The following is a 14131-nucleotide window of genomic DNA, read 5'->3' on the forward strand; positions in this document are numbered from 1 at the left end:
CTGAGTCCGGGAGCGATCCGGGCTCAGCGCATCAATCTGATCGGGTCCCGCTGTGTCTGGCCTGCCTTTATAGATAAAGCAGGCATGTCCAGTCGGGAGTCACCGTTGATACATCATTCTTCATCTGTAAACGGTCTGCAGCCCAATGGGGGGAATGCGGACGCGTTCAGGGCCCTGCTGTGTTCTGTCAGGCGCTGTTCTTAGGCAGTTTTCTGGTTCACCAGGCATACCAATAATTATCTGGAGATATACAAGGTGCATTCATCCATCCAAAGTCCCACGGCTGTGCCTGCAGGTCGGGACGGAAACGGAGATCTCTATAAGAAGATCGTCTGGCGTCTGATCCCCTTTCTGTGCTTTTGTTATTTGGCTGCTTATCTGGACCGCATCAACGTGGGTTTTGCCAAGCTGCAGATGCTCGATCATTTGCAGTGGAGTGAAACGGCCTACGGTCTGGGTGCTGGCCTGTTCTTTCTGGGCTACATCCTGTTTGAGGTACCCAGCAACCTGATTCTGGAACGTGTGGGTGCCAAGCTGTGGATTGCCCGCATCATGATCACCTGGGGTCTGCTCTCTGGCCTGACCATGTTTGTCACCTCGCCGACGCAGTTCTACATTCTGCGTTTTGTGCTGGGTGCGGCAGAAGCCGGTTTCCTGCCAGGTGTGTTGTATTACCTGACCCTTTGGTTTCCTACTTACCGACGCGGCAAGATCATTGCCTTGTTCATGATTGGCCTGCCTTTGTCCAGCGTGATTGGTGGTCCTTTGTCTGGCTGGATTATTGGTCACTTTGATCACATGAACGGTTGGCGTGGTTGGCAGTGGCTGTTCCTTCTGGAGGCGATTCCTAGCGTGCTGCTCGGTTTCCTGACTTTCTGGGCCTTGCCAAACAACTATCAGTCTGCGAAATGGCTGAGTAATGATGAAAAATCTCGTCTGGCAGCTGACCTGGCTGCCGACGATGCCGAAGGCAAGGGTGTCAAGCACAGCTTTAAAGATGGTTTCTTCAACCTGAAGGTGTGGATGCTGGGTGGGATCGACTTCTCCATTCTATTGGGTACCTACTCCATCAGCTTCTGGATGCCGTCCTTTATCCGTGCGGCAGGTGTGCAGGATCCTTTCCAGATTGGCTTGATGACGGCGATTCCATCGCTGGCCGGTGTGGTGGGCATGCTGATGATTGGTGCCAGCTCGGACCGTTGCCGTGAACGCCGTTGGCACTTGATCGTGCCGCTGACTATCGGTGCGGTTGCGCTGGTTGCCAGTACCTTTGTGGCTCATCATGCCTGGTTGACCGTTCTGGCCTTTACCGTGGCTTCGGCTGTGATTATGGGTGCTGTGCCTGTGTTCTTCAGCTTGCCAGCGACGTTCCTGAAAGGCACTGCCGCAGCGACCGGTTTTGCTCTGGCATGTTCCTTGGCTAATATCGCCGGTCTGGTCAGCAACTCCCTGATTGGTTGGGTGACCGACCTGACAGGCTCGGGCAGCGCCGCTTTGTGGCTGTTTGCCGGTAGCTTGATGGTGAGCTGCTTGTTGGCATTCGCCTTGCCAGCCAAACAGGTGAACCGCTAAGTCTCCGTTCGCTCCTGTTGTCTGAAACACAAAAAACATACCCGGCGAATAGCCGGGTATGTTTTTTTATGGTTGCGGCGTCTTGGGTACGCCGCTTTGCCGAATCAGGGTAGCAGGCTTGTGGCCGGGTACCGATCAGATTCAGGCAGTAACTTTGCTGCCTTGCTGTAACCAGGCTTGCAAATCAACGGTTTCGTACAGAACCTGTGCGCTTAGCACGCGCAAGCCATGCGGTCCGCTATCCAGAATGCGGTGTTCGCCTTTGGCTTGTTGCAGCTCCAGTTCGCTGTCAGGCAGCGTCATCAGGTGGCGAGCCACGGTAATCAACTGCTCGGGCGGGCAGCAGGGGCTGGACTCAAAGTGTCCGATTTCTTTACCGTTTTGGCGGATGATCAGGCGTAGTGGATTCATGATGTTGTTGCCGTATCGGAGACGGGCCAGTAAAAGTTATTGGGCGTGGCGCGTGCACCAAAAATGGCTTGTCCAACGCGCACAATCGTGGAGCCTTCGGAAATAGCGACTTCATAGTCACCCGACATCCCCATGGACAGCTCACGGATGTTTTCCGCGTGGGCAATGTCATTGCGCAATTGATCGCGCAAATTGCGCAGCAGGGCAAAACAAGGCCGTACCCGTTCCGGGTCAGCGTCCATCAAGGCCAAGGTCATCAGGCCTTTGACTTTCAAAGCAGAAAACTGTGGTAATTCGCGCACAAAAGCATGGACTTCTTCCGGGGGTAAACCGAACTTGCTGTCCTCGTTGGAGGTGTTTACCTGCACGAAAACGTCCAGACTGCGGCCTTCAATTTGCAAGCGGCGGTCCAGGGCTTCTGCGGTCTTGAGCTTGTCCAGTGCATGAAATTCAGAAGCAAAGCGTGCAACGGACTTGGCTTTATTGCTTTGCAGGTGTCCAATAACAGCCCATTCCAAATCCGGTAGTTCTTCGCGCAGGGCTTCGTACTTGCCTTCGGCCTCTTGCACCTTGTTCTCGCCCAGCAGGCGACAACCGGCCTGGTAAGCCAGGCGGATGCGGTCAATTCCGAAGGTTTTGCTGACGGTGAGCAAACGTACATCGCCAGCGGCACGCCCGTAGCGCACGCAGGCGGCATCAATTCTTTGTTGTACCAGGGCAATGCGTTCCCGAAATGCCTCTACACTGGTGGAGGTGGGATAATGCTCGGTGTGAAGTAGATCAGGGGCGGATTCGGACATGGCGCACCAGTAAGGAAGAAAAAAAAGATAAACTCGACCCTGCGGGTCGCGCATAAACTATTATGTCATAGGTCAAAATGAATATCCAGGGAAGCAATGCGAAGGAACTTTTCGATGATATCCGACAGCAAGTGGCACTGGGGCGAATCGCTCCGGGCCAGATTTTGCCGCCGGTACGCGAACTGGCTCAAACACTGGGCTTGAACCGCAATACGGTTGCCCTGGCATACAAGCGCCTGGTCTCGGCCGGGGTGGCCGATGCACAAGGCCGTCGCGGTACACGGATTCGTGAGGCGATCCGGGAGCTGGCGCGGGAAGGGCATGGGGCCAGCTCGGCCTTGCAGGATCTGGCCAGTGGCAATCCGGCGCCGGGCTATTTGCCTGCACCTACCCAATTGATAGCTGGGGTGCGCGGTCAAACCCAGGCTTTGTACGGCGCCGACCCGTTGGTGCCCGAATTGCGCGCCGTATGTCAGCAGGTGTTCCATAAAGACACCCCCCCCGATACCGATTACCACGTCAGTTACGGCGCAGTCGACGCGATCGAGCGCTTGCTGCAAGCCTTTTTGCTGGCGGGCGATAAGGTCGGGATCGAAGATCCCGGCTACCTGAACAGCATCAACTCCGTGCATACGCTGGGCTACAAGCCAGTGGGTATTGCTGTTGATAGCGAAGGGATTGTGCCGGCCTCGCTGGAGGCGGCTATGGAAGATGGACTGCGCGCCTTGATTCTGACCCCGCGTGCGCACAACCCTACGGGATGTTCGCTAAGCCGTGCCCGTGCCAAGCAGATCGAGCAAATTCTGAAGCAGTATCCCGAATTGTTGCTGATGATTGATGACCACTTCTGGATGCTGGCCAGCAGCCCTTATCGAAATGTGATTCCTGCCGATCATTTGCGCTGGGCCTTGATCCGTTCCGTGTCCAAGGGCCTGGGCCCGGATTTGCGCGTGGCTCTGGTCGCGTCAGACCTGCAAACCAGCGAGCGCTTGTCGCAACGTCTGGCTTCGGGGGCTCAGTGGGTCAGCCATCTGTTGCAGCAAATGGTGGTTCATGGGCTGACCGATGCCGACATCAAGGCGCAGACTCGTGTTGCACAAGCCGCTTACGTACAGGCTCGCATCGATCTGATGCAAGCCCTGAAAAAGCAGGGCATTCCTTTTTGGGATAGCGAGGAAGGCTTCAATCTGTGGATTCCGCTGGATCGGGAAGCCGAGCCGGTACTGGCAGGCTTGGCCGCACGTGGCTGGCTGGTTCGATCCGGCCAAGTCTTTGGGGTGAGCAACCCCGCTCAAGGCTTGCGTGTCAGTTTTGCGAATCTGAATGCCAAAGACGCTCAACGCTTTGCAACCGATTTAGCTCAAGTTCTGCAAGAACGCTATTAGTCACTATCTTGCTGCTTCTAGCGGAGTAGCAAGATAGTGAACTCTCTTCCGCGCCCATCCAGATAGTTAATAGGGGCGCTATTTTTATGGGCGCAAGATGCTTATTTGGCGGGCCGATTGCTGATCCACTGCACCGCCAGCACACTGCCCATCACCAGAATAATGCCCAGCAGGCTGGAGCCTGTCATGGCCTGACCCAAAATCAGCCACCCCAGAATTACAGCGGTCAAAGGGCTAAGCAGACCCAGCGAAGACACGGCCACAGAGGGTAAAACGGCTATCCCTCGGAACCACAGGGTATAGGCCAGGAGTGCACCGACCAGACACAGGTAGAGATAGCCACCGATTTGCACGCCGCTCAAGGAACTGTCCAGCGGTGGGTCCAGCCACAAGGCCAGAGGGGCCAGCATCAGTCCACCCAGCATCAACTGCCAGGCCGTGAAGGCCAGAATGGGCATGCCACTGCGCCAGCGATGCGACAGGTACGTGCCCAAGGCCATGCATAGGGCCCCGACAATGGCCGCGACCATGCCCCAGGTATCCCATTGGCTCTCTGGCGATAGCAGCAAAATACCCATGCCGATAATACCGATCACGCAGGCGACCAGTGCCATGGTCACCGGACGTTTGCCTTCCAAAGCCCAGGCCAGGCCAATCACCACCAAGGGTTGAGCCGCACCCACAACGGCAGCCAATCCACCCGGCAGGCGGTAGGCCGCAACGAATAGCAAGGCTTGAAATGCCCCGATGTTCAAGGCTGCCAGAATCAGGGTCTTGCCCCAGTCGCCTGGGGCGGGCATGCGTCGGCTCCACAAGAGCAGCATCACGCCAGCGGGAAAGCAGCGCAAAAAGGCCGCGATAAAAGGGCGGTCGGGGGGCAGAATTTCTGTGGTCACAATGTAAGTGGAACCCCAGATGGCGGGGCCTAGTGCGGTCAAGGCCGTCACCAGCCAAAGAGAAAGTCGTTTCATGATGAAAGTATCTTGATGTCGAGATAAATGCCAGTGTAGGGATGATTTATCTTAATATCAAGATAAATATCGAAATCGAGAAATCATGAGCGAAGAACACGACGCGGTAGACCTGATCATTAATCAATGGCGCGAGCAGCGGCCAGACTTGCAGAACCTGGACGCCATGGCCTTGCTGGGCCGCATGACACGCTGCTTTCAACTGGTCCAAAAACAAATGAGCGAGAACTTCAGGCGTCACGGCCTGCAGCTGGGCGAATTTGATGTGCTGGCCAGTCTGCGCCGCTCCGGCCCGCCGTATACCTTGGCGCCTACCGCCTTGTTTTCCACCTTGATGGTTAGCTCCGGCACCATGACGCATCGCTTGCAGGGCCTGGAAAAGCAGGGCTTGATCGAACGCATTGCTGACCCGGAAGACGCCCGCCGTATTCTGGTGCGTTTGAGCCCTGCGGGTCTGGCCTGTGTGGATGCGGTCGTGGTGGATCATTTGGCCAATGAAGAAAATTTGTTGGAAGGGCTGGATGCCACGCAGCGCCAGAACCTGAATACCTTGTTACGGGACTGGATGCGCTTGTTGGAGTCGCGCCCGGCTTGAAGGAGTGCTAAAGTAGCTGGATATATACACAGCCTGCTTATGATTCCGCCCGAGCTTCCTCCTTTTTATTATCTGCACAATTTCCACCAGGTTTTGCAGTGGGTACAGCACGCCAGTTCCGACCTGCTGGAGCCTGAACACGTCCAATGTGGCCATCGTTTTGGACATGCTTCCCAGCCTGCGCAAGCCTTGCTGGTACGCTTGCTGATGCGTAAAGGCCCGGTGTTCCGTATCGACAAGCTGCGTTATGCCGAGATCGAAAATCTGGAAGAGGCCGTGCAAGAGCTGGCGGCCTGCGAGCTGATAGAAACCGATCCTGAGCTTGATCTGGAAACGTTGTTTGCTGTCCATACCGTTCCCGAGCTGCGCCGCTTGTTCAGTGAGCTGCCAGCCACCGGGCGCAAGTCAGACTATCTGGAATGGATTGGCCAGACGCAGGGTGAACAGGCCCGGCCTTTTACGCAGTGGTGCACAGATCCTGGCCTGCAAGCCCCGACGCTTCGTCTCTCACCACAAGTCATGCATTGGGCACAGCGTTTGCAGCTGCTGTTTTTTGGCAATCATTACCAGGACTGGTCCGAGTTCGTGCTCAGCGATCTTGGCTTGTATAGATATGAAACTGTGGTTCTGGATCAGGCTAGTCGGGCGTTTCGACATAATGAGGACGTGCGCCTGTATGAAACTCTGTCCGAGCTGCGTGATGCGCAAGACGAGGCCGATCCAGATCTGTGGGCCCAACGTTTTGCCGCTGTTCAGGCTGTTGAGACCGACAGTGATTGGCTTCAACGACGCAAGGCGAAAACCCTGTTTCAGCTAGGCCAGCAAGCCGAGCGCCAACATTGGTGGCCGTTGGCCGAGCAAGCCTATGTGCAGACCAACTGGCCGGGCGCCCGTTACCGTCAATTGCGGGTGCTGGAGCGTCAGGACAAGCATCAAGGGGCCTGGCCCTTGTTTTGTCAGGCGTGGGAGCAGCCCGAAAATGAGAGTGAAACCCAGAAGCTGCTGCGTATGCTGCCCCGGCTGCGTCGAAAACTGGCGGTAGAAGCTCCGCCCAGCCCGCCATCCACTAAACCTACAAGCCGCACGCAGCGTAGTGATCTGGTTTTGTTTGATGACGGCAATCGGGTCGAGTCCCAGGTGCTGGCCCATTGGGATAGTCCCTTGGCTCCGGTTTTTTACGTAGAAAACGCCTTGTTTCCGGCCTTATTGGGATTGTTGAGCTGGGATGCCATTTTCGCTCCCTTGCCCGGTGCATTTTTTCACCCTTATCAAGCCTGTCCGGCCGATTGGGGTAACCCGGACTTTGTGTCGCGCAGGCAAAACTTGTTTGATCAATCTTTAAGTGTGCTGGATGGCGCAGACTATAAAACCGTGATCTGGCAACGCTGGCAGGAAAAGCGCGGCATACAGTGTCCCTTGCTGATCTGGCCAGCCTTGAACGAATCCTTGATTGATCAGGCCTTGCATTGCATCCCCGCCCAGCATTTGCAGCTGGTGTTCAAGCGTATCTTGCAGGATTGGCGGGACAACCGTTCCGGTTTGCCGGATTTGGTGCGCTTCATGCCGCCTCAGCAAAGCTATGAATTGATTGAGGTAAAAGGCCCCGGAGATCGCTTGCAAGACAACCAGCGGCGTTGGTTAAGTTATTTCGAGCAACATGCCATCCCTGCGCGTATCTGCTATGTGACCCGGCCTGAATCGCCATGAAAGCCTGGACGGTAGGTGTACGAGCCTTATGCGAATTTACTGCACGTAGCGGGGATCTGGACCTGCGCTTTACGCCTGCGGCCACAGCACAGGAAGGTATCCTTGGCCACCAGCAGCTAAAGCTGCGTCGCCCCGAGCACTATGAAGCCGAAGTGCCCCTGTCGTACGAGATGGAAGGACTGCTGGTGCGTGGTCGAGCCGATGGGTTTGATCCTGTCAGCAACTGCTTGGAGGAACTGAAAACCTATCGTGGGGCCTTTGATGCTATCCCCGAGCACCATAGACGTCTGCATCAGGCACAAGCCAAGGTCTATGCCGCCATCTTGTGCCAGGAGCGTGATTTGCCGGGGATGACGGTTAGCGTGGTGTATTACCACGTGGACAAGCACAAAGAGACCAGCATCTCCGAGTATATGGAGCGCGCAGCGCTGTGGGCCTTTTTCGAGGAGCAATGCCGCGCTTATGTAGAGTGGGGGCGGCAGGAGCAAAAACACAGGCTGGCGCGCGATCAAGCTTGTACAGCGTTGCAGTTTCCCTATGAACAATTTCGTGCCGGTCAGCGACAGCTAGCCGTGGCCGCGTTCCGGGCCCAACGTGACGCACAGTGCCTCTTAGCCCAAGCGCCCACCGGTATTGGCAAAACCTTGGCCGTCGTATTTCCAGGCCTGAAGGCCATGCCCGAGGCGGGTTTGGATAAGCTGTTTTATTTGACGGCCAAGAACTCCGGTCGGCAAATGGCGCTGGACGCCTTGCAGCGCTTAAGCCCGGAAGGCGAGGGTGCGTGGCGGGTGCTGGAAATGGTGGCCCGTGACAAGCAGTGCCCCCATCCGGATAAGGCCTGTCATGGTCAGTCCTGTCCTTTGGCCGAAGGTTTTTACGACCGTCTTCCGGCTGCTCGTCAGCAAGCTCTGGAACAACCCATGCTGACTAGCCAGCGCTTGCAACAAGTGGCTAGCGAGCATCAGGTCTGCCCCTATTATTTGAGCCAGGAGATGCTGCGTTGGGCAGACGCTATTGTGGGCGACTACAACTACTTTTTCGACACGCATGCGGTGCTGTATAGCCAGACCCTGGCCCAACAATGGCGCAGCGCGGTTCTGGTGGATGAGGCTCACAATCTGGTTGAACGAGCCCGTTCCATGTATTCCGCGTCTTTCTCGCAAGTGCAGTTGCGCATGGCGCGTAAAGCCTCGCCTTCGGCCTTGAAGCGTCATTTCGCCCCTTTGACTCGCTTGATGGAGAACTTGATACCTGAGGAAGGCGGTGACCAATGGGGGCTGGAAAAGATCCCGGAGGATCTGCTGGAGCAGTGCGACTATCTGGCGGCCCGTTTAGGGGCTTATGTGGCCGAGAATCCCATGCCGCAAGACAGCCCCTTGCTGCAGTTCTATTTCGAGCTGCTGTACTTTGTGGACCTGGCCGGCCAGTTCGGCTCGCATTCCTTATTCGATATTTTGGCGCAGCGCGATGGCGTGCTCCTGAACTTGCGCAATATCGTGCCTGCTCCGTTTCTGGCCGAACGCTATGGCGACGCGCACGGTGTGGTGCTGTTCTCCGGCACCATGAACCCTTCGCAGTTTTATCGTGATGTCTTGGGTCTGCCGCCCAGCACAGCAGAGTTGAACGTGGCATCTCCTTATCGGGCTGAGCAGTTGCGGGTACGTCAATATGCCGGTCTGTCCACGCGCTATGCCGACCGGGCCCAGAGCCTGAGCGGCGTTTGCGATATTGTCGGGCAGGCGTATCAGGAGCAGCCGGGCAACTATCTCTTGTTTTTGAGCAGCTTTGATTATCTGCAGCAGGTCAGTCAGGCCTTGCAGGAGCGCTGGCCGGATATGCCGCTTTGGCATCAGCAACCGGGCATGAGCGATCTGCAAAGAACGCAGTTTCTGGACCGCTTCACGCTGGATGGGAAGGGAGTGGGTTTAGCGGTGCTGGGTGGGGCGTTTTCGGAAGGGGTGGATTTACCCGGTAAACGCTTGATCGGTGCTTTTATTGCCACCCTGGGTTTGCCGCAGTTCAATCCGGCCAATGAGTCCGTCAAACAAGTCATGGCCCGGCTCTTTGGGGAGCGTCGGGCCTATGACTATACCTATCTGTATCCGGGACTGCGCAAGATTACACAGGCCGCGGGTCGTGTGATTCGCGATGAACAGGATCAAGGCTTTGTGTATCTGCTGGACGAGCGCTATGGGCAGCGGCGGGTGCAGCAGTTGCTGCCGGACTGGTGGCAAATTGAGCAGGTGCGGACTGACGCTCGTTCTGGGCAATCACTTCGGTAATGATTTGGGCGGTGGCGGCTGACAGTGTCCAGCCGAGGTGACCGTGGCCGGTGTTGTAGTACACGCCAGGGCGGCTGCCTGCTTTTACGCGCGGCATCATGTCCGGCATCATGGGGCGCAAGCCAGCCCACGGTACAACACGGTCGGTAGCCGCGTCGTGGAAGTTGCGACGGGTCCAGTTGGTCAGCGGGGCGATACGGTCGGCGCGAATGTCCTTGTTGGCGCCGTTGTATTCCGCCGTACCGGCCACACGCAGGCGGTCCTTGCCCAGACGGCTGGTCACAATCTTGGCTTCTTCGTCCAGCAAACTGACCCAAGGGGCGGCATGTTGGGCTTCCGGCGTATCCAGGTACACGGAGATCGAATAGCCTTTGACCGGGTAGATGTTGATGTAGTCGCCCAGCATATGGGCCAAGTGACGGCTACCTACGCCAGCGCAAACTACCAAGGAGTCCACAGACAGTGTATGGGTGTGGGCTTCAGCGCCTTCACCGGTACGCAACTGGATGCGGTGTGGTGGGCCGCAATCAATACCCAGGACTTCCGTATCTTGCAGGAACTTCACGCCGCGCTTGGCGCAGGCATCGGCCAAGCCGCGTGTGTATTTATGAATATCGCCTGTGGCGTCCGAAGGCGTAAAGAAACCGCCGTAGTAGGTGCCTTGCAGAGCAGGTTCGATCTGGTGGATTTCTTCGTTGGTAACCGTGCGGCGTTCCAAGCCGCCTTTGTGCAGCAGCTGGCTGACTTTCTTGCCAGATTCAAAGCCGCCGGGGGTGTGGTAGATGTGCAGAATGCCGCGCTGTTCCAGGTCGAAATCAATGTTTTCGTCCTTGGCCCACTGGTACAGATTCTCGCGGGCGCTGATGGCCAGCTTGACGGTGTCCACGGTGTTGCGCTCGTAACCGGAAATCGCGCCCACAAATTGCGCCATCCAGCTGTATTTATGCCAGCTTGGTTTGGGGTTGAACAGCAGTGGGGCGTCTTTGCGCATCATCCACTTCAAGCCCTTGAGAATGGTGCTGCGGCTGTTCCAGACTTCGGCGTTGCACGCAGACAGCTGTCCGCCGTTGGCGAAGGAGGTTTCCATCGCGGGGTAGCGCAGGCGGTCGATAACGGTAACTTGATAGCCTTTCAGGCTGAGGGCGTAGGCGGTGGTGATTCCGGAAATACCGGCGCCAATGACGGCAATATGCGACATAACAGGCTCCTGACAGGTGAATTACCACCGAGTAGTGGCAATACCCCATCTGTCCTGTGACCTGAGAGTTTATCCAACCTGTGTGTCTGGCTGGGCTCCTTCGGTGGGCGTCAAACGCCGCTCTCCAGAGTGTCGGGCTGGTACGATCCTTTTGCCTGAGAGATTCCGGGGTGGTTGCTCCGTCGGCGCCTGACTGAACAGGTCTCTTTCATACCGCCTGTAGTGACGCGACTACAGTAGCTGTGCTTACAAAAGTTTGCAATCAGGGTAAACCGGGAGCCGCTGGGGGCAACTCCCGGTTTGGGCTGGGGATCAGGAGGGGTAAATCCACAGTTTGGAGGGTGGCAATTGCAGGTGATGCACACCACTGGGCAGGGGCTCGGGCCCGAAAGCACGCAAGGTGCCGGCAGACGGGTCGGCCATGCGGAAAACGTGCTCCCACTTGTCGCCCAGGTACATGCTGGTGGACAGTTGTAGTTGCAGCGTATCGGGGCCGGGTTGTGCATTCAACTGCACTTGTTCGACACGAATCACGGCGGTGGCTTGCTGGCCAGCGTTCAGGGGAGCGGCGGCATGGCCCCACAATTCCCAGCCGGGCCCACTTAGGCGAATTTGCTGGTCACGTTGTTCCGTCACCTTGCCTTGCAGACGGTTGTTCGAGCCCATGAACTCGGCGGTGTACAGTGTCTTGGGATTGCTGTAGACCTCTTGCGGGCTACCTTGCTGCTCGATTTCGCCACCATTCAGCAGCAAGATCCGATCCGAAATTGCCATGGCTTCCGCCTGGTCATGGGTCACCATCAAAGCCGACAAACCCATCTGCACAATCAGCTCGCGAAGGAAGACGCGGGCTTCTTCGCGCAGCTTGGCATCCAGGTTGGACAGCGGCTCGTCCAGCAAGATCACAGGCGGGTTATAGACCAGAGCACGCGCAATGGCGACACGTTGTTGTTGCCCGCCAGACAGCTGGCTGGGGTAGCGTTCGCCCAGACCTTTCAAGCCCAGCTGATCCAGAATGGCGTCCACTTTCTGGCGGCTTTCCGCTTTGGGTGTCTTGCGCAGCGTCAAGGGGTAAGCGACGTTCTCCTGCACCGTCATGTGTGGCCACAAGGCGTAGGACTGGAACACCAGGCCCAGATTGCGGGCTTCGGCGGGCAGGTCGATACGGGCCTGCGAGTCGTACAGCACGTCATTATTGATGGCGATGCGGCCCTGGGATGGTTGTTCCAGCCCGGCAACGGCGCGCAGCAAGGTGGTTTTGCCGCTGCCCGAGGCACCCAGCAGGGAAACCACTTCGCCTTTGTTCAGGCTCATGGAGACCCCTTTCAAAACGGGGTTGCGGTCGTAGGCCAGGTGGATATTGTCTACAGTCAGCTCGGTCATCGTAGTTTCACTCCGAAGCGCAATGCGATGGTCAGGCCAATGACCACCAGAACGATATTAATAAAAGACAGGGCAGCCACAATGTCGATGGCACCGGTGGCCCACAGGGAAACCAGCATGGAACCGATGGTTTCCGTACCGGGTGTTAGCAGGTACACGCCGGTGGAGTATTCCCGCTCGAAAATCAGGAACATCAGCAACCAGGAGCCAATCAGGCCGAATTTTGCCAAAGGCAGGGTGATCTGGCGTGTGACCTGACCGGGACGGGCGCCTGTACTGCGGGCCGCTTCTTCCAGTTCAGGACCCACTTGCAGCAGAGTAGAGGAGATCAGGCGCAAGCCATACGCCATCCAAACCACGCTATAGGCCAGCCACACACTGAAGATGGTGCTGCGCAGGGCACGCATGGGACCGACGACCGAGCCTCGCAGCCATTCCGCCATGGGCAATACCGACAGCCAGCCGTTTTCCAGAGACTGGTCCAGCCACATGGGCACGAACAGGAACATCCACAAGAAGGCCAGACCGGCCAGCAGACCGGGCACCGCACGTGGCACCAGTACGCTGTAGTCCAGGAAGCGGGTGATACCGTCTGGCTTACGGTGCATGGCCAAACCGATAAAGGTGTAGCAGATCACTGCCAAGGCACCCCCAAACACACCAATCGCGATCGAGTTCAGAATGGCGCGCAGCAGGTTGGCTTGCCCAAAGACTTGTCTGAATGCATCCAGAGAAAGCACGTCCATCAGCGACACCCCAATGCCCCAGTTGGACACAAAGGCACGCAGCACCACGCCGACAACCGGCACGATCACGGTAAAGAACAGCCACAGTGCAACCAGTGTGGCGGCAGCCCAGCGCCAGCGGCCCAGTGGCAGCGAGCGAGCTTGGGAAGCCTTGCCCTTGACGGTTACAAAGCGGTTGGCGGTACGCATCAGACGGCGTTGCAGCATCACCAGAGGAATGGTCATGGCGATCAGAATTACGGCAACCGCGGCCATCAGGTGATAGGACGGGATGCCCAGCTTGTTGGTCAGCTTGTACAAGTAGGTGGCCAGGACCAGGTGGCCCTCGGGATCACCCAGCACCAGAACCAGACCAAACACTTCCAGGCCCAGGAAAAACAGCAGTACGCAGGCATAGAGAATGGCCGGGCGAACCATGGGCAGGCTGACCGAGCGCATTACTTGCCAAGGGCTGGCACCGGCACTACGGGCGGCTTCTTCCACGTCCGAACCCATGCTGCGCAGGGCGGAGGAAATGTACAGGTAGGCGTGTGGAACGTGGGTCAGACCGGCAATGATGACAATGCTGGTGAAGGAATAAATGTTCCAGGGCACAAAACCGATCAGGTCCAGCGTCCAGGTGGAGAAAAATCCGACAGGCCCGGCGGCAACAATGTAGCCAAAGCCCAGCACCATGGGAGAGACAAAAATGGGGACCAGAATCAGCGGTTCAATCCAGGTACGACCCGGCAAATCGGTACGCACCATCAGGAAAGCAAGAATGCCACCTAAAGGAATCGAGATACCGGCCAGGCCAAAGGCCATGATGAAACCGCTACCCAGGGCTTTGTAAAAGTCCGGGTCGTCGAAAATAAAACGGAAGGCATCCAGCCCCAGAGACTTGTCAGCCGCGAAGAAAGGGGCGGATAGCAGGCTTTGGATGATGATCAGGCTAAGCGGCACATAAATGGCCAATGCCGTTATCAGAACAACGACATGGCGCGGCCAGGCCTGCCACCGAAGGCGTAAGGCTTGCATGATAAGGATTCCAGGCGGAAAAGAGGCGGGGTGGCGGCAGGGGCCGCCACCCGATTCAAAGACG

The 14131-nt window shown here is 57.1% G+C and carries 10 protein-coding genes, 1 pseudogene and 1 riboswitch; of the genes and pseudogenes, 5 read left to right on the plus strand and 6 right to left on the minus strand.

Annotation, left to right across the window (positions count from 1 at the left end; translation table 11 throughout):
* Positions 1-255: 255 nt before the first annotated feature.
* The gene (locus M2Q46_RS02370; protein WP_060185882.1) at positions 256-1572 is read left to right on the plus strand and encodes an MFS transporter; all 1317 of its coding nucleotides are present in this window, start codon (positions 256-258) and stop codon (positions 1570-1572) included.
* A gap of 141 nt (positions 1573-1713) precedes the next feature.
* Here the strand turns inward: M2Q46_RS02370 and M2Q46_RS02375 are convergent, their stop codons facing one another.
* Positions 1714-1983, minus strand: coding sequence for a hypothetical protein (locus M2Q46_RS02375; protein ID WP_035267915.1), 270 nt, complete (start codon positions 1981-1983; stop codon positions 1714-1716).
* Positions 1980-2783, minus strand: coding sequence for a YggS family pyridoxal phosphate-dependent enzyme (locus tag M2Q46_RS02380; RefSeq protein ID WP_009454526.1), 804 nt, complete (start codon positions 2781-2783; stop codon positions 1980-1982). The genes M2Q46_RS02375 and M2Q46_RS02380 overlap by 4 nt, the downstream gene beginning before the upstream one ends.
* Before the next feature lie 77 nt (positions 2784-2860).
* On the opposite strand from M2Q46_RS02380, the gene M2Q46_RS02385 reads away from it, so the two are divergent.
* Positions 2861-4168, plus strand: coding sequence for an aminotransferase class I/II-fold pyridoxal phosphate-dependent enzyme (locus M2Q46_RS02385; RefSeq protein WP_302356593.1), 1308 nt, complete (start codon positions 2861-2863; stop codon positions 4166-4168).
* Positions 4169-4269: 101 nt separating this feature from the next.
* Here M2Q46_RS02385 and M2Q46_RS02390 read toward each other — a convergent pair whose 3' ends face one another.
* Positions 4270-5139: a DMT family transporter gene (locus tag M2Q46_RS02390; protein WP_203144795.1), complete on the minus strand. Its 870-nt coding sequence runs from the start codon at positions 5137-5139 to the stop codon at positions 4270-4272.
* 85 nt (positions 5140-5224) lie between these two features.
* Here M2Q46_RS02390 and M2Q46_RS02395 point away from each other — a divergent pair, with 85 nt between their 5' ends.
* From M2Q46_RS02395 to M2Q46_RS02405, 3 genes and pseudogenes are all read left to right on the plus strand, one after another.
* The gene (locus tag M2Q46_RS02395; RefSeq protein WP_026482726.1) at positions 5225-5734 is read left to right on the plus strand and encodes a MarR family winged helix-turn-helix transcriptional regulator; all 510 of its coding nucleotides are present in this window, start codon (positions 5225-5227) and stop codon (positions 5732-5734) included.
* Positions 5735-5773: 39 nt separating this feature from the next.
* Entirely contained in the window at positions 5774-7441 is a 1668-nt protein-coding gene (locus M2Q46_RS02400; RefSeq protein ID WP_203144794.1) for a VRR-NUC domain-containing protein, read from the plus strand.
* Positions 7442-8238: 797 nt separating this feature from the next.
* Positions 8239-9615: pseudogene (locus tag M2Q46_RS02405) on the plus strand (ATP-dependent DNA helicase); the annotation flags it as partial.
* Here M2Q46_RS02405 and M2Q46_RS02410 read toward each other — a convergent pair.
* The 3 genes from M2Q46_RS02410 to M2Q46_RS02420 all read right to left on the minus strand — a co-directional run bounded on the left by M2Q46_RS02410 (position 9560) and on the right by M2Q46_RS02420 (position 14067).
* Complete coding sequence (locus M2Q46_RS02410) at positions 9560-10921, minus strand: D-amino acid dehydrogenase (RefSeq protein ID WP_031232121.1); 1362 nt, start codon at positions 10919-10921, stop codon at positions 9560-9562. The pseudogene M2Q46_RS02405 and the gene M2Q46_RS02410 overlap by 56 nt on opposite strands.
* 133 nt (positions 10922-11054) lie before the next feature.
* Positions 11055-11142, minus strand: a riboswitch (glycine riboswitch).
* 91 nt (positions 11143-11233) lie between these two features.
* Positions 11234-12304, minus strand: a complete 1071-nt coding sequence (locus M2Q46_RS02415) for an ABC transporter ATP-binding protein (protein WP_083053668.1) — start codon at positions 12302-12304, stop codon at positions 11234-11236.
* A complete protein-coding gene (locus tag M2Q46_RS02420) occupies positions 12301-14067 on the minus strand; it encodes an iron ABC transporter permease (RefSeq protein WP_035267900.1) in 1767 nt (588 codons plus the stop codon). The genes M2Q46_RS02415 and M2Q46_RS02420 overlap by 4 nt, the downstream gene beginning before the upstream one ends.
* Positions 14068-14131 lie beyond the last annotated feature (64 nt).

The sequence above is a fragment of the Alcaligenes sp. YSL9 genome, from assembly GCF_030515105.1.
GTDB classification, from domain to species: domain Bacteria; phylum Pseudomonadota; class Gammaproteobacteria; order Burkholderiales; family Burkholderiaceae_B; genus Alcaligenes; species Alcaligenes phenolicus.